The 17,762-nt window shown below is 56.6% G+C and carries 20 protein-coding genes and 1 tRNA gene; 15 read left to right on the forward strand and 6 right to left on the reverse strand.

The annotated features are described in order from the left end of the window. Positions 1-178 precede the first annotated feature (178 nt). The gene (locus Q8O73_RS18630; RefSeq protein ID WP_305559707.1) at positions 179-1,300 is read left to right on the forward strand and encodes an anhydro-N-acetylmuramic acid kinase; all 1,122 of its coding nucleotides are present in this window, start codon (positions 179-181) and stop codon (positions 1,298-1,300) included. A 17-nt stretch (positions 1,301-1,317) separates the two neighbouring features. On the opposite strand, the gene Q8O73_RS18635 is transcribed toward Q8O73_RS18630, so the two are convergent. Next, positions 1,318-1,956: an alpha/beta hydrolase gene (locus Q8O73_RS18635; protein WP_305559708.1), complete on the reverse strand. Its 639-nt coding sequence runs from the start codon at positions 1,954-1,956 to the stop codon at positions 1,318-1,320. Between the two features lie 249 nt (positions 1,957-2,205). On the opposite strand from Q8O73_RS18635, the gene cysE reads away from it, so the two are divergent. From cysE to Q8O73_RS18700, 13 genes are all read left to right on the forward strand, one after another. After that, positions 2,206-2,925 (forward strand): serine O-acetyltransferase, encoded by a 720-nt coding sequence (cysE, locus tag Q8O73_RS18640; RefSeq protein ID WP_305559709.1) that lies wholly within the window; start codon positions 2,206-2,208, stop codon positions 2,923-2,925. A 63-nt stretch (positions 2,926-2,988) separates the two neighbouring features. Continuing rightward, a complete protein-coding gene (locus Q8O73_RS18645) occupies positions 2,989-3,468 on the forward strand; it encodes an Rrf2 family transcriptional regulator (protein WP_305559710.1) in 480 nt (159 codons plus the stop codon). Between the two features lie 54 nt (positions 3,469-3,522). Next, complete coding sequence (locus Q8O73_RS18650; RefSeq protein ID WP_305559711.1) at positions 3,523-4,653, forward strand: cysteine desulfurase family protein; 1,131 nt, start codon at positions 3,523-3,525, stop codon at positions 4,651-4,653. 26 nt (positions 4,654-4,679) lie between these two features. After that, positions 4,680-5,903 (forward strand): IscS subfamily cysteine desulfurase, encoded by a 1,224-nt coding sequence (locus Q8O73_RS18655; protein ID WP_305559712.1) that lies wholly within the window; start codon positions 4,680-4,682, stop codon positions 5,901-5,903. Between the two features lie 54 nt (positions 5,904-5,957). Beyond that, a complete protein-coding gene (gene iscU, locus Q8O73_RS18660) occupies positions 5,958-6,362 on the forward strand; it encodes a Fe-S cluster assembly scaffold IscU (RefSeq protein ID WP_305559713.1) in 405 nt (134 codons plus the stop codon). Positions 6,363-6,391: 29 nt separating this feature from the next. After that, positions 6,392-6,733, forward strand: a complete 342-nt coding sequence (locus tag Q8O73_RS18665; RefSeq protein WP_305559714.1) for an iron-sulfur cluster assembly accessory protein — start codon at positions 6,392-6,394, stop codon at positions 6,731-6,733. A 111-nt stretch (positions 6,734-6,844) separates the two neighbouring features. Further along, a complete protein-coding gene (gene hscB, locus Q8O73_RS18670) occupies positions 6,845-7,474 on the forward strand; it encodes a Fe-S protein assembly co-chaperone HscB (RefSeq protein ID WP_305559715.1) in 630 nt (209 codons plus the stop codon). A gap of 27 nt (positions 7,475-7,501) precedes the next feature. After that, positions 7,502-9,412, forward strand: a complete 1,911-nt coding sequence (gene hscA / locus Q8O73_RS18675) for a Fe-S protein assembly chaperone HscA (protein WP_305559716.1) — start codon at positions 7,502-7,504, stop codon at positions 9,410-9,412. Between the two features lie 102 nt (positions 9,413-9,514). Beyond that, positions 9,515-9,850: a ferredoxin family 2Fe-2S iron-sulfur cluster binding protein gene (locus Q8O73_RS18680; RefSeq protein ID WP_305559717.1), complete on the forward strand. Its 336-nt coding sequence runs from the start codon at positions 9,515-9,517 to the stop codon at positions 9,848-9,850. 42 nt (positions 9,851-9,892) lie between these two features. Then, positions 9,893-10,096 (forward strand): Fe-S cluster assembly protein IscX, encoded by a 204-nt coding sequence (gene iscX / locus Q8O73_RS18685; RefSeq protein WP_305559779.1) that lies wholly within the window; start codon positions 9,893-9,895, stop codon positions 10,094-10,096. An 86-nt stretch (positions 10,097-10,182) separates the two neighbouring features. Next, positions 10,183-10,881 carry a thiaminase II gene (gene tenA / locus Q8O73_RS18690; RefSeq protein WP_305559718.1) on the forward strand — a complete coding sequence of 233 codons (699 nt, stop codon included), beginning with the start codon at positions 10,183-10,185 and terminating at the stop codon, positions 10,879-10,881. Positions 10,882-11,173: 292 nt separating this feature from the next. Beyond that, positions 11,174-12,367: a tRNA 2-thiouridine(34) synthase MnmA gene (mnmA, locus tag Q8O73_RS18695; protein WP_305559719.1), complete on the forward strand. Its 1,194-nt coding sequence runs from the start codon at positions 11,174-11,176 to the stop codon at positions 12,365-12,367. 159 nt (positions 12,368-12,526) lie between these two features. Further along, a tRNA-Met gene (locus Q8O73_RS18700) sits at positions 12,527-12,603 on the forward strand. A 195-nt stretch (positions 12,604-12,798) separates the two neighbouring features. Here the strand turns inward: Q8O73_RS18700 and Q8O73_RS18705 are convergent. Further along, positions 12,799-13,278, reverse strand: coding sequence for a hypothetical protein (locus Q8O73_RS18705; protein WP_305559720.1), 480 nt, complete (start codon positions 13,276-13,278; stop codon positions 12,799-12,801). Positions 13,279-13,463: 185 nt separating this feature from the next. After that, the gene (locus Q8O73_RS18710; protein WP_305559721.1) at positions 13,464-14,264 is read right to left on the reverse strand and encodes a hypothetical protein; all 801 of its coding nucleotides are present in this window, start codon (positions 14,262-14,264) and stop codon (positions 13,464-13,466) included. Between the two features lie 293 nt (positions 14,265-14,557). Between Q8O73_RS18710 and Q8O73_RS18715 the strand changes: the two genes are divergently transcribed. Beyond that, on the forward strand, positions 14,558-15,514 hold the full coding sequence (locus Q8O73_RS18715; RefSeq protein WP_305559722.1) for an IS630 family transposase: 957 nt from the start codon (positions 14,558-14,560) through the stop codon (positions 15,512-15,514). A gap of 12 nt (positions 15,515-15,526) precedes the next feature. Here Q8O73_RS18715 and Q8O73_RS20175 read toward each other — a convergent pair whose 3' ends face one another. The 3 genes from Q8O73_RS20175 to Q8O73_RS18725 form a co-directional block, all read right to left on the reverse strand. Continuing rightward, positions 15,527-16,144, reverse strand: a complete 618-nt coding sequence (locus tag Q8O73_RS20175; protein ID WP_371135108.1) for a minor capsid protein — start codon at positions 16,142-16,144, stop codon at positions 15,527-15,529. A gap of 384 nt (positions 16,145-16,528) precedes the next feature. Beyond that, on the reverse strand, positions 16,529-16,741 hold the full coding sequence (locus Q8O73_RS18720; protein WP_085593535.1) for an alkylphosphonate utilization protein: 213 nt from the start codon (positions 16,739-16,741) through the stop codon (positions 16,529-16,531). Between the two features lie 62 nt (positions 16,742-16,803). Next, positions 16,804-17,754: a DMT family transporter gene (locus Q8O73_RS18725; protein ID WP_305559723.1), complete on the reverse strand. Its 951-nt coding sequence runs from the start codon at positions 17,752-17,754 to the stop codon at positions 16,804-16,806. Between the last annotated feature and the right edge of the window lie 8 nt (positions 17,755-17,762).

Below are 17,762 nucleotides of genomic sequence, written 5' to 3' on the forward strand. Positions count from 1 at the left end.
ACAGGCCGGACGCGATGATCTAGCACATAAAAGACGCAGACGGCAACGCATCGCGGCAATGTTGTCGCGCGTTGCGAAGCTGTTGTGTTTTTTGCCACTTGGTACTGGTGCTTAAAGACTGTTTGTATCAGGATAATATTGTGATTTTGCCGGATTAATGATGTTGCGGAGACCGGGGATGCCCCGAAAACAATGGATCAGGGCCATCGGCCTGATGAGTGGAACGTCGCTGGACGGGGTTGATGCCGCCTTGATCGAAACGGATGGCGTTGAGGTCCGGCGCACCACGCATTCGGTTTTTGTGCCCTATGCCCCGGAATTGCGCGAACGCATGCGGGCCTGTTTCGGGAACCGCAGTGCCACCAACAGCGAACATGTCGTGGCCGATGATCTGACCGATATTCATGTTGATGCTGTGAACATGCTGCTGGCGCGGGCCGGGGTTTTGGCCGCCGATATCGGCGTGATCGGCTTTCACGGGCAGACGGTTTTTCATGAACCGGTATCGGGGATTACCCGCCAGATCGGCACGCCCGAAAGACTGGCGGAAAAAACCGGCATTCCCGTTGTCGCCGATTTCCGCCTTGCCGATGTGGCCGCCGGGGGCGAAGGGGCGCCGCTGGTGCCGGTTTATCATGCCGCCCTGATGAAAAATGCGCAGATGGATCTGCCGGTTGCGATCCTCAATATCGGCGGCGTGTCGAATGTGACATGGATTGGCCCGGATGATGACCTGTTGGCCTTTGATTGCGGGCCGGGCAATGCCCGCATTGATGACTGGATGTTGCGCCATACCGGCACACCGGTTGATCTGAATGGCACAACCGCCTTTTCGGGCCGCGCCGACCCGATGATCGTGGTGAAATTTCTGGACGATCCATATTTTGACCGTGTACCGCCCAAATCACTGGATCGCGACGATATGGCGGCCCGTCTTGACGGGCTGGTGGCCGGGGCGGGGCTGAATGTTGCCGACGGGGCGGCGACACTGGCGCAATGCACGGTGGCGGCGATTGTCGCCGGGGTCAATCATCTGCCCGTTGCCCCGAAAATCTGGTTTGTCTGCGGCGGGGGGCGTCACAATCTGTATGTGATGCACCATTTGCAACAACGCCTTGGCGTGCCGGTAAAATCCGTTGATGAACTGGGATGGGACGGGGACGCGGTCGAGGCCGAATGTTTCGGCTATCTGGCGGTGCGTCATCTGGCGGGCCTGCCGCTCAGTTTTCCGGGCACGACGGGCGTTGCCGCGCCGTGCCCGGGGGGTAATCTGTATCGGGCGGCATCCCGTGCCGCCTGATAATCAATCCGGCCGGATCAGGCCTTGCGCTTGTCAAGATAGGCGCGGGTATGTCTGATCACATCTTCCTGCTGTTTGGCAAAATAGTGATCGGCACCTTCAATCAGGCACAAATCAACATCAATGCCTTTCTGGGCATTGAGTTTGTCCGACAGTTTGGATACCGAATTGGCCGGGATGTTTTCATCGCGTGTGCCATGAACAAGGATTCCCGATGACGGGCACGGTGCCAGGAAGGTAAAATCATACTCGCTGGCCGGGGCGGCAATCGAAACGAAACCGTCAATTTCCGGGCGGCGCATCAAAAGCTGCATGCCGATCCACGCGCCGAACGAATATCCGGCAACCCAGGTTTCGCGGGCATTGGCGTTATAGGTCTGCATCCAGTCAAGGGCGGATGCCGCATCGGACAATTCACCAATCCCGTGATCGTAAATGCCCTGCGACCGGCCTACGCCGCGAAAATTGAACCGCATCACCGAATAACCGCGTTCCTTGAACAGGTTAAACAGGTTAAAGCACAATTTGTTATTCATCGTGCCCCCCTGTTGCGGATTGGGGTGCAGGATCAACGCAACCGGCGAATCGTCGGCGGGATTGTGATGATAACGACCTTCAAGGCGGCCTTCCGGCCCGTTAAAAATGACCTCAGGCATGGGTATGCTGGCTCCCCTTACGGGTGGTATATGTGTTTTGGAAATTAATATCCGAGTATTTTTGTAGGTTTTTTGGCCCAAGGGCACAAAATGGTTTGCGTGAATACTTGACCACGTTACTCGGTTATCCTATATTCCGGCCAACCGGACACAAACGGGAATGACTGACCGCGCTGTGAAGTGGGGTTGACGTTTCTGTTTTCGGCGCTGCCGGGAATCGAAGCCTCTTATTACACATTGGACCACCTTATGTTCAAGATAATTCGCCATGAGATAGATGCGATGATTGCCCGCGATCCTGCGGCGCGTTCCCGTCTGGAGATCATCCTCTGTTATCCGGCGTTTCATGCGATCATGGGATATCGGGTGACCCATTGGCTGTGGCAGCGCGGTTTTCGGATTGTTGCGCGCTTTGTTTCCCAGTTGCTGCGCTGGTTTACCGGCATTGAAATTCATCCCGGTGCGACCATCGGCAAACGGTTCTTTATCGATCATGGCATGGGTGTTGTGATCGGTGAAACCGCCGAAATTGGCGATGATGTCACCCTGTATCAGGGTGTCACCCTTGGCGGCACCGCGCCCAGCGTCGAAAGCGACGGTCAGCGCGGCCTGAAACGCCATCCCACCCTTGAAGACGGGGTGATTGTCGGATCGGGGGCGCAAATTCTGGGGCCGTTTACCGTGCGGCGCAATGCCCGGATTGGCGGCAATGCCGTGGTGCTGGCCGAAGTCCCCGAAGGGGCAACCGTGGTCGGTATTCCGGCCAAAATCGTGCGCCGTGAAACCGACGACCGGTTCTGTGCCTATGGCACGCCCAGCGGCGATCTGCCTGATCCGGTGGCCCGTGCCCTTGAAGATTTGACCCGTGAGGTACAGGGGTTGCGCAACCGGGTTGTGGAACTTGAAGGCGAAAAGGCGGGCGGGGCTGCCCGACCTGAAAAACCCCGAATTGTTGCAGCCTCGGAATAGGCGCGAATTGGGAATTGAAATCGAAAGCCCGGCACATTGTGCCACGGGCAGGAGGACGAAACCGTGAAGCTGAGTACAAAAGGCCGCTATGCTGTTATGGCAATGGTCGATCTCGCTGACAGCAGCAAGGACCGGCCGGTCGCGCTTGCCGATATTGCGGACCGTCAGGAAATTTCGCTGTCCTATCTGGAACAGTTGTTTGGCAAATTGCGCAAGGGCGGTCTGGTCCGCTCGGTGCGCGGGCCGGGCGGCGGTTATATGCTGGCCCGGTTGGCCGCCGATACGCGGATTGCCGATGTGATCATGGCCGTGGATGAACCGATCCGCGCCACGCGGTGCAAATCCGGGTCGCCCAAGGGCTGCAAATCAAACAAGGGCCGCTGTCTGACCCATGAATTGTGGGAAGAACTGGGCAACCAGATTTACCTGTATCTGTCATCGGTCAGTCTGGCCGATGTTGTGGATCGCCGGGTGATGGCGGCAAGCGGCATGTTTGAAAAACGCCCGACCCGCATTCTGGAACCCCAGGTCGCCGCGCAATAGGCAATATTCCGAATTTCAACCGGCCCGACATCACAGGCAAATGAACAGATAACGATGCACAAGACGGTTTACCTTGATTACAACGCCAGCGCGCCGCTGAGCCTCCCGGCACGGGAAGCCATGCTGGCGGCGATGGATGTTGCCGGTAATCCGTCTTCGGTTCACGGGCAGGGTCGGGCGGCCCGCAAGATTGTCGATCAGGCGCGGCGCGGGATTGCCGATGCCATTGGCGGCGATCCCGAACGGGTGATTTTCACCAGCGGCGGGACCGAGGCCAACAATCTGGCCCTGAACGGGTTGGAAAATGTCACCGTCCTGACCAGCGCCATCGAACATCCCGCGGTGATCGAGGCCCGGCCCGATGCGCGGCGCATTCCGGTGAATGCCGACGGGGTCCTTGACCTTGGCGCATTGGAAGACATGTTAAGGCAATGCGCCGATGCCGGTGAAAAGGTTCTGGTGTCGGTGATGCTGGCGAATAATGAAACCGGCGTGATTCAGCCGGTGGCACAAATGGCCCTGCTGGCCCGCGAATATGGGGCGAAAACCCATTGTGACGCGGTGCAGGCACTGGGCCGGGTGCCGGTGGATATGGGGCGGTTGCTGGTCGATATGATATCGGTTTCGGCCCATAAAATCGGCGGTCCCAAGGGTGTCGGGGCGCTGGCGATTGCGCCCGGTGTGATGCTGGTGCCGCAAATTCGCGGTGGCGGTCAGGAAAAATACCGGCGCGGTGGCACCGAAAATGTCATTGGCATTGCCGGGTTTGCCGCCGCTGTCGCACAGATTGACCATAATCTGGGCCTGATGCCCGGGGTTGCGGCCCGCCGCGACCGGATGGAAGACGAACTGGCAACACTGGCACCCGAACTGGTGATTGCGGGCAAGACTGCAGAACGTCTGGCCAATACCAGTTGCCTGATCCTGCCCGACCTGCCGGGCGAGACCCAGGTGATGACGATGGATCTGGACGGGATTGCGGTCAGTTCGGGGTCGGCCTGTTCATCGGGCAAGGTCCGCGAAAGCCACGTTCTGAAAGAAATGGGTGTTCTGGCACCGGGTTCGGCCCTGCGGGTCAGTCTGGGCACAGAAACATCCGACGACGAGATTGATACATTTATCCGTGTTTGGAGCCGGATGCGGGGGAATGCAGTGCGCAAGAAAATCGCGCGGACTGCGGCCTGACAAAGAGTGAGTGAGGAAGCCTAAAAATGAACGAGCTTAAAGCAAAGCCGATCTATCTGGACTATCAGGCGACAACGCCGACCGATCCGCGTGTCGTCGATGCGATGCTGCCCTATTTCTATGAAAAATTCGGCAACCCGCATTCGCGCAACCATTCCTATGGCTGGGAAGCAGAAGACGCGGTCGAAGTCGCCCGCGAACAGGTTGCCAAAATCATTGGTGCCTCGGCCAAGGAAGTGATCTTTACCTCGGGTGCGACGGAGTCAAACAACCTCGCCCTTAAAGGCATCATGAAGTTTTACGGCAAGAAAAAGCCGCATCTGATCACCACGGTGACCGAACATAAATGCGTGCTCGACAGTGCCCGTCATCTTGAACAGGATGGCTACAAGGTCACCTATCTGCCGGTGCAGGCCAACGGCCTGATCGATCTGGAACAGTTGAAAGCCGCGATTACCGATGAAACCGCCCTGGTCTCGGTGATGGGGGTTCACAATGAAATCGGCGTGATCCAGCCCTTGAAGGAAATCGGCGAAATTTGCCGGGCGCGCGGCGTATTTTTCCATACCGATTGTGCGCAGGCGGTGGGCAAGATTCCGCTTGATGTAGACGATATGAAAATCGATTTGATGTCGATTTCCGGGCACAAGCTGTATGGTCCCAAGGGCATTGGCGCATTGTATGTTCGCCGTCGTCCGCGGGTGCGTCTGGTCGCCCAGATCACCGGTGGCGGTCAGGAACGTGGCATGCGTTCTGGCACCTTGCCGACCCCGCTGATCGTCGGTCTTGGCAAGGCGTGTGACATTGCGCTGAACGAAATGGCGCAGGAAAATGCCCGCCTGATGGAATTGCGCAACCATGTTCTGAAACGGTTCCGCGACCGTCTGGAAAATATTTACCTCAATGGCGACGAAGAACATCGCGTGGCCGGGAACCTCAATATTTCCTTTGCCTATGTCGAGGGTGAAAGCCTTCAGATGGGGATCAAGAATATTGCGGTGTCGTCGGGTTCGGCCTGCACCTCGGCTTCGCTCGAACCGTCTTATGTTCTGCGGGCGCTGGGGGTTGACGAAGAACTGGCCCATACGTCGCTGCGTATTGGTTTTGGCCGCTTTACCACCCGCGAGGAACTCGATCAGGCGGTCGATGCGATCAGCACCGAAGTCGAACGTCTGCGTGAAATGAGCCCGCTTTGGGAAATGGCCCAGGAAGGCATCGATATCAAATCGATCGAATGGGCCGAGCATTAAGCGTAAAACAAACTATATATAGAGAGATACAGGACTGTTTGGAGGGTCCCTAAAATGGCTTATAGTGAAAAACTCGTCGACCATTATGAAAATCCCCGCAATGTCGGGTCGATGGACAAGAACGAATTGTCGGTTGGCACCGGTCTTGTCGGCGCACCGGCCTGTGGCGATGTGATGAAATTGCAGATCAAGGTGACCGCAGACGGGATCATCGAAGATGCAAAATTCAAAACCTTTGGCTGCGGTTCGGCGATTGCTTCAAGCTCGCTGATCACCGAATGGGTCAAGGGCAAGTCGCTGGACGAGGCGGGTATGATCAAAAATTCGCAAATCGCCGAAGAACTGGCCTTGCCGCCGGTAAAAATCCATTGCTCGATCCTGGCCGAAGATGCGATCAAGGCCGCGATCAGCGATTACAGGACCAAGAATGGCAAGGGTGCCGCCGAAGCCGCCGAATAACGGCTTCGACCCGACGCAAGGAGACAAAGATGGCATTACCGGCCCCGATTACCGTAACCCCCCATGCGCTGGAGCATATCAAGGCTTTGCTCGACAGCCGCGGCAAACCCTCGGCAGGGATTCGTCTGGGCGTGCGGAGCAAGGGCTGCTCGGGCCTGTCCTACACGCTTGAATACGCCGATGATGAATCCGGGTTCGACGAAATTGTCGAACTTGAGGACGGTGTCAGGCTGATGATCGACCCCAAGGCGATCATGTTCGTGCTGGGCACGGAAATGGACTATACGGCCGAGAAGATGGAAGAAGGTTTCGTGTTTCGCAATCCCAATGAAAAAGGGCGTTGCGGCTGCGGGGAATCTTTCCACATCTAGGATGCCATCCGGTTTCCATCGTGTTTTGGCCATGGCCCCGGTGATCATAAGGTCATCACCGGGGCCATCGGTTGAAATGCCTGCCCGTTGACGGTTTAAAGAGAGTTCGGCGTGAATACGACAGGCACATTTTCCGGTCCGTCCCACAAGGTTTGCTGGTCCTGCAAGGGGCCGGTCGATGCCGTTGCCCTGTTTTGCGACACCTGCAACGCCATCCAGCCCCCCGGTCAGGTCGATCATTTTGCCCGGTTTGGCGTAACCCCCGGATTTGTCATCGATCTGGATGCCATCGAGGCCCGCTATATCGCCTTGCAGCAAGTGCTGCATCCTGATCGTTTCACCACCAGAACCCCGCGCGAACAGGCCCTGTCGCAACAACAGGCCACCAGCCTGAATGACGCCTTTGAAACCCTGAAAAATCCGGTCACGCGCGCGGAATATCTGTTGCGGATGGCCGGTCAGGCCCCCGAAGGCGGCGAGGGCCACACCGTCAATGATCCCGAATTGTTGATGGAGGCACTGGAAATGCGCGAAGCCCTGTCCGATGCCACCGACCGCAGCGCGATTGACGCCATGATCCGCGATGTGCGCGGGGCCGCCCGCGACTGCGAGGCCGATCTGGCGTCGGCCCTGAATGCCGGGGCGTATGAGCGGGCGAAAAAACTGGCAACCCGCCTGACCTATTTGCAAAAAATGACACAGGAAGCGCGGGCGAAAAAAACACGCCTTGCCGCCGCCTGATTCAGGAACAAAGAAACGGACCGACTTATGGCTTTGCTGAAAATCCACGAACCCGGCCAGACGCCAATGCCCCATGCGGAAGACCGCAAACTGGCCGTTGGCATTGATCTGGGCACCACCAATTCGGTGGTGGCGGTTTCGCGCGATGACACCCCGGAAGTCCTGCGCGATATATCGGGCGGCGCGGCGATTGTCCCGTCGGTGGTGTATTATGGGGCCGATGGTGCGGTGATTGTCGGTGCCGATGCGTTCGCCCGGATCAATGACGACGCCAGCCGTGTGGTATCGTCGGTCAAACGCCTGATGGGGCGCGGGATCGAGGACGTCAAATCGATTGCCGGGACATTGCCCTATCACGTTGAAATCCCCGAAGATGCTTCTGCGAATGGCGATAACGGCCCGGTGATGGTGCGCCTGAATGTCGGCGACCGGGTACTGACCCCGGTGGAGGTCTCGGCCGATATTTTGCGCGCCCTCAAAATCCGCGCCGAATCTGCCCTGGAACAGGATATCGAAAAGGCGGTGATCACGGTTCCGGCCTATTTCGATGACGGGGCCCGCACCGCAACCAAGGATGCCGCAAAACTGGCGGGGATCGAGGTTCTGCGTCTGGTCAATGAACCCACGGCCGCTGCCCTTGCCTATGGCCTCGATAACGGGGCCGAAGGGCTTTATGCGGTTTATGATCTGGGCGGTGGCACCTTTGATATTTCGCTGCTGCGGATGCAAAAGGGCGTGTTTCAGGTCAAGGCAACCGGCGGCGATGCCGCGCTGGGCGGCGATGATTTCGATCATGCGATTGCCGAATATCTGCTGGCCGACCGCCGGGCGCAAAATCTGGCCGATGATGTCGATACATCGGCGGCCAAACGCCTGCTTAAAACCGCACGCGGCATCAAGGAATCCCTGACGGTGCGCGATGATATCGACATCACCCTTGATCTGAACGAGGTTATCAGCACCCATCACATCTCGCGGGCGCAGTTTGACGATATGATCCGCCCGCTGGTGGATCGGACCGTGGCGATTACCGAACGGGTGCTGGATGATGCCGACATCCTGCCCGATGAAATCAGGGGCGTTGTTCTGGTCGGCGGGTCAACACGGGTGCCGATGGTGCGTGCCGCCGTTGCCGCCCTGTTCGGGCAGGAACCGTTATCGAATATCGACCCGGACGAGGTGGTGGCCCTTGGTGCCGCCCTTCAGGCCGATGCCCTGACGGGGGGATCGGGCAATCTGTTGCTTGATGTTACCCCGTTGTCGCTGGGGCTGGAAACGATGGGCGGTATTGTCGAAAAGGTCATTGACCGCAATACCCCGATCCCGGTCGCCAAGGGGCAGGAATTTACCACCTATCAGGATGGCCAGTCGGCCATGATGATCCATGTCGTGCAGGGCGAACGCGAAATGGTCGATCAATGCCGGTCATTGGCCCGCTTTGTGCTGACCGGGATTCCGCCGATGGCCGCCGGGGCCGCCCGGATCAAGGTGACGTTTCAGGTCGATGCCGATGGTCTTCTGACCGTCTCGGCGCGGGAAGAAACCACCGGGGTCGAACAGGAAGTCGCGGTCAAGCCGACCTATGGCATCAATGAAGGCGAAATGGCCAATATGCTGCGCGACAGCATGGTCAATGCCCGTCAGGATATGGAATTGCGCCTGCTGACCGAGGCCCGCGTCGAGGCCCGCCGCAACATCCTTGCCGTAGAGGCAGCGATGAAGATGGATCAGGAACTCTTGACGTCCGATGACAGCAAGGCGATTAATACCGCGATTGACCGGTTGCAGGCCGCCATGGCCCTTGACGACCGCGATGTGATTAACGATCTGGCCGAGGCGCTTGACGGCGTATCGCGTCCCTTTGCCGAACGGCGGATGGACCGGGGGATTCGCACCGCCCTTGCCGGACATAATATTGACGATGTGGCCCGGCGCTAACCCGCGACGGCACCGGCCGCAAAAAGTTTTGATGTAATGTCTGTCCCGCACAGCATTGCGGATTGGGATCGAACAACAGACTTATCGAGGAGCAAGGCACCAATGCCTAAGATCGTATTTGTTGATACCGACGGCACGGAAAAGGAATTCGAGGTCGCAGACGGCCTGTCCGTTCTCGAAGCCGCCCATAAAAATGGCATCGACCTTGAAGGGGCGTGCGAAGGGTCACTGGCCTGTTCGACCTGCCATGTTGTGGTTGAGGGCGACTGGTTCGACAAGCTGGAAGAACCCAGCGAAGACGAGGAAGACATGCTTGATCTTGCCTTTGGCCTGACCGAAACGTCACGGCTGGGTTGCCAGATCATCATGTCCGACGATCTGGACGGCCTGCGCGTGCGCCTGCCCGCGGCAACCCGCAACATGATGGTCGATAAATAATCCGGGCTGCTGACAGCACGAACGGCAGAGACGGTAAAGGGGATCAAAATGCGCTGGACCGATATCAACGACATCGCCATCGAACTTGAAGAAGCCCACCCGGACAAGGACAATGTCAATTTGCGGTTTACCGACCTGCATAAATGGATTTGCGCCTTGCCCGGTTTCGATGACGATCCGGAAAAATCCAACGAAAAAATCCTTGAAGCCATCCAGATGGCCTGGATTGACGAACGCGACGATTGACCGCGCAAGACGTATTTCAGACATCACCAGCCCGCCCTGATCTGCGGGCTGGTTTGTTTTGGGGCCACACCCAAAGGAATGGGGACATGACCGAAACCTTCACCGATATCATCCCGCCACACAGCCTGTTTGGCCGCCTGCGGGCCAAGGCCCCCGATGCCTGGCAGGCCTATGTCTGCCATGAATTTGTCCGCAAACTGGGCGATGGCACCTTGTCCGGGGCGGCGTTCAAACATTATCTGGTGCAGGATTATCTGTTTCTGATCCAGTTTGCGCGGGCCTATGCGCTGGCGGTCTACAAGGCCGATGATCTGACCGCAATGCGGCAGTTTTCCGGCATTGTGCATGCCATCCTCGATATGGAAATGAGCCTGCATCTGGAATTTTGCGCCGGGTGGGGCCTGTCCGAGGCCGATATTGTCGCCATGCCCGAATCCCGTGCGACCGTGACCTATACCCGCTATGTGCTGGAAAAAGGCATGCAGGGCGATGTGGTGGACCTTCAGGTTGCCCTGATGCCCTGTATGGTGGGCTATGCCGAAATCGCAAACCGCCTGATCGCCGATCCTGCTACAAGGCTGGATGGCAACCCGTACCGCGCCTGGATCGAAATGTATGCTTCTGCCGAATTTCAGGATGTGGCAAAGGCCGAAATCAGCCTGCTGGACCATGCCGCCGCCCAACGCGGGGCCGAAGGCCGCATCGCCGGACTGACCGAAACCTTTGCCAAAGCCTCGCAGTTGGAGGCCGATTTCTGGCAGATGGGGCTTGATCTGGCAAAATAGGCGCAGATGCCTTATATGAGTGCGAACATGCTTTCTGGGCTGGTTAAAACCGCCCGGTTTGTTGATCTGTCCCCGCTTTGCTCCTCCCGTCATTCCGGGCGAAGCAAAGCGCAGACCCGGAATCCATTTTGCCGCACGTCGCGGCATACCGGGTAAAGCTGGATTCCCGCCTTCGCGGGAATGACGCGGGGACGAGGATCACAACCCGGACGCCGATCCCGGTCTCGGTCTGCCGCTATTTTACATCAACTTCTTGTCGCTGCGGCCTTGACCCGCAGATGGGTAGGAAAACATGAACTCTCTTGGCTTTGACAAAGCCCCGAATGAAACCCGCGTGGTGGTTGCCATGTCGGGCGGGGTCGATAGTTCCGCCGTGGCGGCCCTTCTGAAATCCGAAGGCTACGACGTGGTCGGCATCACGCTCCAGCTTTATGACATGGGCGCGAATGCCCCGTCGCGGGCCAAATCCTGCTGTGCCGGGCGCGATATTTATGATGCGCGCAAGGTGGCCGAGGATATCGACATTCCCTATTATGTCCTCGATTATGAAAGCCGCTTTCGCGAGGAAGTGATCGACGATTTCGCCGATACCTATTTGCGCGGCGAAACGCCGATCCCGTGTGTGAAATGCAATCAGACGGTCAAATTCCGCGATTTGCTCGATACCGCCCATGATCTGGGCGCCGATTGCATGGCGACCGGCCATTATGTGCAGCGCAAACTGGGCGCCAATGGCGGATCGGAATTGCACCGGGCGGCCGATGCCAACCGCGATCAAAGCTATTTCTTGTTTACCACGACACAGGAACAGCTTGATTTCCTGCGCTTTCCCTTGGGCCATCTGACCAGCAAGGCCGAAACCCGCGCCCTTGCGGCCCGGTTCGGCCTCGAAGTCGCGGACAAGCCCGACAGTCAGGATATCTGCTTTGTCCCCGATGGAAAATATGCCCGTCTGGTCGAAAAACTGCGGCCCGAGGCAGGCGAACCGGGCCAGATTGTCGATCTGGCGGGCAATGTTCTGGGCGATCATCGCGGCCTGATCCATTACACGGTTGGCCAGCGGCGCGGTTTGAATATCGGCGGCACCGAAGAACCGCTTTATGTCGTCAAACTGGTGCCCGAAACCCGCCATGTCGTGGTCGGGCCCAAGGCCGCCCTTGCCAAACAGACGGTCTGGATCAAGCAGGTGAACTGGCTGGCCGGGGCGGACATTCCCGAAACCGGGATCGAGGTCGAGGTCAAATTGCGCTCCGCCATGCAACCCGCCGCCGCAACAATTTATCCGGCCGGGCCGGGCGCGGCACGGGTGGATTTGCACAGCCCGCAATTTGGCATCGCACCGGGGCAGGCGGGCGTGTTTTATCAGGGCGACCGCGTTCTGGGCGGCGGCTGGATCACCCGGCGCGAGGCGGATCACGCAGACCCGGCATCCGCAAGCCCGGCAACGTCGGCACGCCCTCCGGCAAACCTGCCCGGCGCGGCATAAACCGCGCCTTGCCCCGGATTGCCGGGGCCGGTTTCCGGGGCGGTGCCAGAACACATGCTTTTTTGCAGGGATCGGCAAAAAGGCGCTTGACGGGGCGGGTTCCCTGACGTAAAAACCGCCCCGTTCCAACATCTTCGGAACCCGCAGAAAACATCCTGTGGCCGAGTAGCTCAGCTGGTTAGAGCAGCGGAATCATAATCCGCGTGTCGGGGGTTCGAGTCCCTCCTCGGCTACCATTTAGAAACCTCCTCAAGGCTTTGCCTGAGGGGGTTTTTTGTTGTTTTTCGGGGGTGGGTTTTTACTTCACCCTCGTTAAGTGAGACGTTGCTGGAAAGGGCAGAAAATATACCTGCCCCTTTTTCTGCGATTTAGCAGCACCATTTCGGGTGGAGTATCAGTGTCGTTGGTGTGCAGAAAAATGCGTCTTTGGGCTAGGAGAGGTCACTGTCAACAAGTTCCCAGCCTTTCGCTAGCCACCCTTGTTGGGATTTTTCCAGCATCTCGGCAACAGGGATGGCATAGCCAGCAAATGTGTCGGTCGTTCCATCCTTCATTGCGACGACAAGGTCGTATTGTTCGCCACCCAATGCCGTAATGAGCGCCTGTCCACCACCTGCCACACTGCCTGAAGATATAAACACATTCGCGACGTTGCTTTGGGTCGCCATTGTCGCACCGGCGAATGTCATCATGTAACCAAGGCCCGCTTGTTTGGGATTGGTTGTCATATAACCATCTTGTGCAATCCAGCCTTCCGGAATTTTGCTGAACTTGTCATCGCTTGTTGACAGTGTATAGGTGAACTCAAGCGATGATTCCTGTTTGGCATCTCCGTCAAATATTCCGATCAGACCAGCACCTTGTGGCGTGATCTCAAAGCTATGCAAACCGTCTTTTGTCTTGAATTTCATTTGGACCTCTTTGCCGCTAGAATTGGTTTTGCGTGCAAAGACGGGGTTTGAGCGCGATTGTGAAACCGTCACATGGTGCTGCAATGAGTCCTGCCTCTAAGATGCCGGGACTAAACAACTGGTCATGTTAACCTCAAAATAAGTAAGACGGATATATTGCAGTTTTTTAATTATTTATTGATTATTTACGGGTTTTTTGATTTTTTTTCTATCAAAAACTCTGCTGGGTAAATGTCTCCAAATGGGTCTTCTACGGGGCATTTCATTAATATTGATATATCAATAAATTCTATTTCTTCTTCTATTTTATTTTTCGTATTCTGAATTTCTATAAATCCATCCATATGATATTCTATATGTGTACTTTTTATTATTGAGGTGCTTGGTGGATAAATTGTCTGATCAACATGTTCATATTTTGTGGTATCATATATTTCATTTTTTCTTATTTCTATAAAAAAATCAAATTCTTTAACTATTCTTTCAACAAGATAGTTTGACAGATTAGATCTGTAAATTATTATTGAATGAAAAAATCTATAAATAGAATCTGTTATTTCTGATATATGTTTGTTATTAAAGTTTTTAAAGTAATAATCTATGTTTGGCTGATGTAGTAGTTTGTTCATATTATCTATGCTTTTTATTACATTGTATTTTATATTTTTAAAATATAAACTTGATATTTCTTCAAGAAATTTTTCCGGTATCCCTCCGTGGATACAAAACATAGCACGTTGATTTCGTGTTGGCTTTCCATTGGTGTCTTTGTTAGGGATGAACCAAGAGCAATTTTTAACTTCATTGTCTGGTGCTTGCGAATGTAGTGCGCGTTCAATCAAGATTCTCATAGCCGTTGCAAAGAAGCTGGCTCGTAAAGGATTGTTTGTGTCATTTAGTGCATGTTGAGCTCCCTCTATGGCTTGCTTCGAATAAGTGTCAGAAACAACGGATACCAAATTTTTAAGCCTCGGGTCAGTGGGCATGGCTATTCTCCAAAATTGGTGGGGTGAAGTTTTGAAAGCTCTGCAATTGAAAGTTGTTTCGATGAGGTTGCCACGGCGGACAAGAGAAGTCCACGCCGGAAAGCGACGGTCAATGTTGGGCCAAGGGCTTCTTCCTGATATTCACGGCTTTGGCGCTTGAGCCAGTCCGAGTAGGACCAGGCGGCGGGGACTGGGCCGTTCTGTGATGCCTATTAGAGCGTCAGGCAAGAAGTGTAAATCGTGGGATTCCCTTTTTAATCGAAGCGTGATTCCCTGTGAGCAGGAGGAGCTCAATGGGAAAATCGATTTCATCAGATATGCGTCTTCGGATGGTGCGTGGCATTGCGTCTGGCAAGTCGCGGCGGGCGATTGCGGCACAGTTCGAGGTCGCTCCGTCGACGGCGGTGCGGGTGCAGGCCCGCTACGCAGCCACCGGGTCGGTCGAGCCGGCGCGACAGGGCCGTCCTCGGGGATCGGGAAAGCTTACGCCTTTTCGGCAGGCGATTGTCGCGAAGGTGCAGGCGAGGCCCGATATTACGATGCCGGAGCTTGCTGTATGGCTTGAGGCCGGGCACGGCTTGAGCGTGGACCCGTCGAACCTGTCCAAATTTCTGTGCCGGGAAGGCTTCAGCTATAAAAAAACGCTGCTGGCCTCGGAGAAAGAACGCTCCGATGTGAGGGCAGCGCGTTGTGAATGGCGCAAAGGCCGCCAACCCTTGATGCGCCGCCAGCCCGAGCGGTTCGTCTTCGTCGACGAAACCAGCGTGAAGACCAATATGACCCCGCTGCGCGGACGCAGCCTGTGCGGGGAACGCCTGCTTGCTGACGCGCCCTTCGGCAAATGGCGGACCCAGACCTTCATTGCGGGTTTGCGATGTCATGAACTCGTGGCTCCCTGGACCATTGAAGGAGCGATGGACGGTGCAGCCTTCGACATCTATATCCGCACACAGCTTGCACCGACCCTGTCTCCCGGCGATGTCGTCATCCTCGACAACCTCAACGTCCACAAGAGCCCTCGGGCCGCCGAAGCGCTTGCAGAACAGGGCGCATTCTTCCTCTTCCTGCCGAAGTATTCTCCCGATCTCAACCCGATCGAAATGGCATTTGCCAAGCTCAAAATGCATTTACGCAAGGCAGCCGCACGCACCTACGATGAACTTTGGCGCGCCATCGGAGATATCTGCGACCTGTTCGAGCCTCAGGAATGCTGGAACTACCTCAAAAAGGCCGGATATGTTGCAGATTAATCACCCGATGCTCTAGCCGACCGGTAGGCTAGGAAGGTCGATAATGGGGATCAACACAGATCGGCAATTCGGGTATAAAGGAGGCCTAAAGGCCGCAATCTCGGGATCATCAAGGCGGAAACGACGACCACTGGCAGTCATGCATGTCCGGCTGGTTCGAAGATCCAAGACCGCAAGGAATTCCAGCCAATCGATCACGTCCGCATTTGCTTGATATGTGGCGTACTTGGCCCTGTCACCAGTGTCGGCCATCATCGTGCGGGCAAGGGATTCCCCGCCGCCGCAAGTCCACCGCCCGGCCTTCGTCCTCCCGCAACCGCACCCGCTGCACCCGTCGCAACAGGGCCGTCCGCTTGCGCCGGTTCGGTGGCAAAGGGCAGGTCCTCCCCCCCCAAACGCCTGCCTGTCCCGTGAAGACGGAAAACCGGACAGCGGTCCAGCACAGCCCAAAGCCACCGCCGGGCCGCAAACCATCCGTCGCCCGATGACCACCGGCCTGTGCCGGGGGATGGCAGGCGACGGCCATACAAGGCGGATTCCGGGCATCTGCCGGGTATCCGCCGCCGCACGGTCGGGTCCTTGCCCGACACCGGCCACCAACCCCGGCAATACCGGGCGTTGCCGGATCATGTCAGGAGAGATTCCGGGCAGGCAGGTCACCGACAAGGCGCAACTCGGGCGTCTTGACCAATGGCCGGGTTAGACCGCCCGCGCACTGCCTCCGTAATGACATTTCCACGCGCCGGTTATGGTCCGGTGGGGGTGCCTTCCGGTCTGTCTGTTTTTATGCCGCTGCATCATCGTTGCCTCTTTCCATTGCCGCCAAACGCAAAAACCCGCAAGGCACAAGGCTTTGCGGGTTTGTCCGGGCGTAATTGTCCCGTTGATTTTTCTCTTATGCCACAGCTAAAAGAACAAATCAAGAACTTTTTTCAAAAATCTTGCGGGGGCCTGATGGCCCTCATTTTTGCGGTATCTGGCGGGCAGGAGGGGGCAGCAGGATGCGAAAACAGCCTATGCCTTTTTCAGAAATTCGGTTTTCAGGACAATCGTGGTTTTGCCGTTGCGGCATTCCACTTCGCTGTCCTTGTTGGTCAGGCGGACATTCTTCATCACCGTGCCGCGTTTGAGCGTCGTGGACGTGCCCTTGACCTTGAGGTCCTTGATCAGGGTGACGGAATCACCGTCATTCAATTCGGTGCCGTTGCTGTCTTTCACGTCGCTCATATCGTCTTCCTGTATCCGGGTGTGATCTGCTTCATAGCATCTGTGCGCAGCACCCTATCCATTCACCGTCCCCAGGAAAAGGAAAATCTGCCACAAAACCGGGTGATGGCATGCCGCAATCGCCCGTCAATAACCGCAAGTGCAAGCCCGATCACCGCCATGCCATAAAGATGCCGGGGCAGCAGAATTTCACCCAGAAAACTGACGCCAAGCAATATGGCGCTGACCGGAATCAGAAACGTCACCAGCGACAGATTGCGCGCCCCGGCCCGTTGCAACAGCCGAAAATAAATCACATAGGCCAGCGCTGTTGAAAAAACCGCAATGCCAAACACCGCAAGAATCGTTGCCATGCCGGGCATCGGCAAGCGCCACGGCGCATCAATCAACACACATAGCGGGATCAGCATCACGGTGCTGGCGCTGACCTGTCCGGCGGCGGTAATCAGGGGCGGTACATCGCGAAACCGGCGGCCAAATACCGCGGCACAACCATAAGACAGGGCGGCAGCCAGAACCGCGAGGGACCCGGCCAGATCGGCGGTTTTGAAACTGTCCGGCCCCAGAACAATCGCCACCCCGATCATGCCGGTGATGATGCCGATGGCGCGGTTGCGGGTCAGTTTTTCATCACGGGTCGCCAGATGGGCGACCAGAATGGTGAATAACGGTGTCGTGGCATTGAGAATGGCGGCAAGGCCGCTGGCGATATGGGTTTGTCCCCAGACAATCAGCGAAAACGGCACCAGATTGTTCAAAAAACCCATGATCAGAAACCCAAGCCAGATGCGCCGGTCCCGCGGCAGGGCAAGGCGGCGCAACATGACAATCCACCACAGGATCAGGGCGGCATGGCTGACGCGGCCCAGAACAAGGGTAAAGGGCGGCAATTCGCGCAGGGCGATTTCGGTAAAGAAAAATGACCCGCCCCATAAAAACGATAACAGAATCAACAAAAGCCAGTCCTGTGCGGCCATTGTCGGGTCGGGGTTCGGGCGGCTGATATGTGTCATGAAGAATG

Source organism: Thalassospira sp. (assembly GCF_030690045.1).
In the GTDB taxonomy this organism is placed as follows: domain Bacteria; phylum Pseudomonadota; class Alphaproteobacteria; order Rhodospirillales; family Thalassospiraceae; genus Thalassospira.

What these genes read in the sequence shown, in the direction of transcription:
- Q8O73_RS18680 (WP_305559717.1), top strand. Translation starts at nt 9,515, where the DNA reads ATGCCTAAGATCGTATTTGTTGATACCGACGGCACGGAAAAGGAATTC.
- iscU (WP_305559713.1), top strand. Translation starts at nt 5,958, where the DNA reads ATGGCTTATAGTGAAAAACTCGTCGACCATTATGAAAATCCCCGCAAT.
- tenA (WP_305559718.1), top strand. Translation starts at nt 10,183, where the DNA reads ATGACCGAAACCTTCACCGATATCATCCCGCCACACAGCCTGTTTGGC.
- Q8O73_RS18725 (WP_305559723.1), bottom strand. Translation starts at nt 17,754, where the DNA reads ATGACACATATCAGCCGCCCGAACCCCGACCCGACAATGGCCGCACAG.
- Q8O73_RS20175 (WP_371135108.1), bottom strand. Translation starts at nt 16,144, where the DNA reads ATGATCCGGCAACGCCCGGTATTGCCGGGGTTGGTGGCCGGTGTCGGG.
- Q8O73_RS18655 (WP_305559712.1), top strand. Translation starts at nt 4,680, where the DNA reads ATGAACGAGCTTAAAGCAAAGCCGATCTATCTGGACTATCAGGCGACA.
- Q8O73_RS18720 (WP_085593535.1), bottom strand. Translation starts at nt 16,741, where the DNA reads ATGAGCGACGTGAAAGACAGCAACGGCACCGAATTGAATGACGGTGAT.
- Q8O73_RS18650 (WP_305559711.1), top strand. Translation starts at nt 3,523, where the DNA reads ATGCACAAGACGGTTTACCTTGATTACAACGCCAGCGCGCCGCTGAGC.
- Q8O73_RS18630 (WP_305559707.1), top strand. Translation starts at nt 179, where the DNA reads ATGCCCCGAAAACAATGGATCAGGGCCATCGGCCTGATGAGTGGAACG.
- Q8O73_RS18635 (WP_305559708.1), bottom strand. Translation starts at nt 1,956, where the DNA reads ATGCCTGAGGTCATTTTTAACGGGCCGGAAGGCCGCCTTGAAGGTCGT.
- Q8O73_RS18665 (WP_305559714.1), top strand. Translation starts at nt 6,392, where the DNA reads ATGGCATTACCGGCCCCGATTACCGTAACCCCCCATGCGCTGGAGCAT.
- mnmA (WP_305559719.1), top strand. Translation starts at nt 11,174, where the DNA reads ATGAACTCTCTTGGCTTTGACAAAGCCCCGAATGAAACCCGCGTGGTG.
- Q8O73_RS18705 (WP_305559720.1), bottom strand. Translation starts at nt 13,278, where the DNA reads ATGAAATTCAAGACAAAAGACGGTTTGCATAGCTTTGAGATCACGCCA.
- cysE (WP_305559709.1), top strand. Translation starts at nt 2,206, where the DNA reads ATGTTCAAGATAATTCGCCATGAGATAGATGCGATGATTGCCCGCGAT.
- Q8O73_RS18715 (WP_305559722.1), top strand. Translation starts at nt 14,558, where the DNA reads ATGGGAAAATCGATTTCATCAGATATGCGTCTTCGGATGGTGCGTGGC.
- hscA (WP_305559716.1), top strand. Translation starts at nt 7,502, where the DNA reads ATGGCTTTGCTGAAAATCCACGAACCCGGCCAGACGCCAATGCCCCAT.
- Q8O73_RS18710 (WP_305559721.1), bottom strand. Translation starts at nt 14,264, where the DNA reads ATGCCCACTGACCCGAGGCTTAAAAATTTGGTATCCGTTGTTTCTGAC.